Origin of the sequence: Pseudomonas asplenii (assembly GCF_001293465.1) — a bacterium.
Classification (GTDB): Bacteria; Pseudomonadota; Gammaproteobacteria; order Pseudomonadales; family Pseudomonadaceae; genus Aquipseudomonas; species Aquipseudomonas fuscovaginae_B.
In genome coordinates this window covers 1-1,724 of sequence record NZ_JSYZ01000063.1, presented here as the reverse complement: position 1 = coordinate 1,724, position 1,724 = coordinate 1, and the positions used below count along the sequence as shown (strand labels likewise).

The 1,724-nt window shown below is 64.1% G+C and carries 1 protein-coding gene and 1 pseudogene; both read right to left on the bottom strand.

Annotation, left to right across the window (positions count from 1 at the left end):
- A partial coding sequence (locus tag PF66_RS31610) for a phage terminase large subunit family protein (RefSeq protein ID WP_054064907.1) occupies window positions 1-1,348 on the bottom strand: 1,348 nt, incomplete at its 3' end.
- A gap of 5 nt (window positions 1,349-1,353) precedes the next feature.
- Window positions 1,354-1,724, bottom strand: a pseudogene (locus PF66_RS31605) (terminase small subunit); the annotation flags it as partial.

The following is a 1,724-nucleotide window of genomic DNA, read 5'->3' as shown; positions in this document are numbered from 1 at the left end:
TCGCGAGGATCGCCAGGCCAACGCCGCAAGGGTGCTGGTAGCGAACCTTGAGCCGCTCATCAAGCGCCGCCCAGGTGCGCTCATCAGCCGGGTCACCCCAGATCACCTGGTGATCGATCACCCAGCGCTCCATACCAACCCCCCAACCCACCACCATCAGCTCCAGGCGGTTGTCCTGAGTGTCCACCGCAGCGGTGAGCATCAGCACACCAGCGGGCATACTGCCCATGGTGTAGTTCTCAAGCTTCGCCCGGTCGCGCAGTGCGCTGGCCTTGGTCTGCTCCTGTGCGCTGTCCCACACCCGCGCAAGGCGTGTGTTGTAGAACACCTGCATGGGTTCCAGATCGCCCTTGGCCTGAGCCTTCTTGGCCCGCTCGAACTGCTTGGCGAGCGAGGGCCAATCCTGCCACCCGAGCGGCGCATACAAGGCATTGAGGTGGAAACCAACGGTCTCACCGTCGCCCTGGGAGTGGGACCGCCACTCGCCCCGGGCGAGCATGTCGCCCTTCTGGTACTCCTCGATCATCACGTCGCAGTCAGTTGCAGCGCACTCGTAATGCACCACACTGAAGTCCTTGCTGTAGTGCAGTCGCTCCCACTCCAGCACCTGGTAGTGCCCGCAGGTCGGACAAGGGACGTAGTAGTAACGCTGATCGCTGACCTCGAACAGATCCGCGATCCGCGAGGCGCCCTTGATGGTCGGCGAGCTGGAGAAGTAGAACTTGGCGTTGCGCCCGAAGTTACTGCCTCGGGTTTCAGCCAGCTCTACCGGGTCACCCTCCTCGCCAACGTCGACCTCCCAACGGTCGACCTCATCGCCGTAGACATACCGCGCCGTAAGTTCGGCCAAGTTGGCTGCCGAGCCGGCCGTCGTGACGTACAGCGCGCCGCCCTCGAACTCCTTGGTATCCATGGTGTTGCGGGCATCGCGGGACCGGCTGGACGCCACGCGCTCGCGCAGCACCGGTGTCGCCGTGATGGTCTTGCCGATACGTGCCGACACCCGCTTCGATAGCCCCAGGCTCGGCAGCAACGTGAGGATATTGGACGGTGCCATATGGATCAGACCGCCGATCCAGTTCAGGGCGATCTGCGTTTTCATCAACTGCGAGGCCACCATGGTGACGACGCGCTTGCAGGGGTGTGCCGGCGAAAGACAGCGCATTGGCTCTCGGGCGTAAGGTGTCCGCGCCGTGCGGTACTGTCCGGGCTCAGCGGCGCCAGTGTCCCTGGGAATGCGCATGTACTCATCGGCCCATTCGTCGATCCAGAGATCAGGGTCGGGACGCAGCCCACGGAAATACGCCTCGCGGTACACCTCTGCACCATCGGGGATTTCCGTATGCATAGGGGTCAACTCGGGTTAAGGGTGTGTTCCAGATCCGCCGTGGACAGCCGCTCGGCATCCTCCAGCGTTTGGCGGATCACCGCCGTCAGGTGTTTTTCGATCTGCCAGGGGTCTGTCATGGCGGACAGCTCCGGGGCTAGCCGGGTCGCGAGGCCCAGCAGTTGGTCGCGCAGCAAACGACCGTTGCTGTAGGCCGCCAGCTTGATCGCCGCCGCCTCGACCAGCTCGCCCTTGACCTTGCGCAGCTCGATCTCGGCCATCTGCGCAAGGTTGTGCTCGCGCAGCGCTCGGGCTTTTTGGAAGTCCGGCTGCCGGCCATCGCCGGGAGTAACTGGCTGCGGCGCAGCCGTGTTTGTCGGCTCGGCGAGGGTCGAGA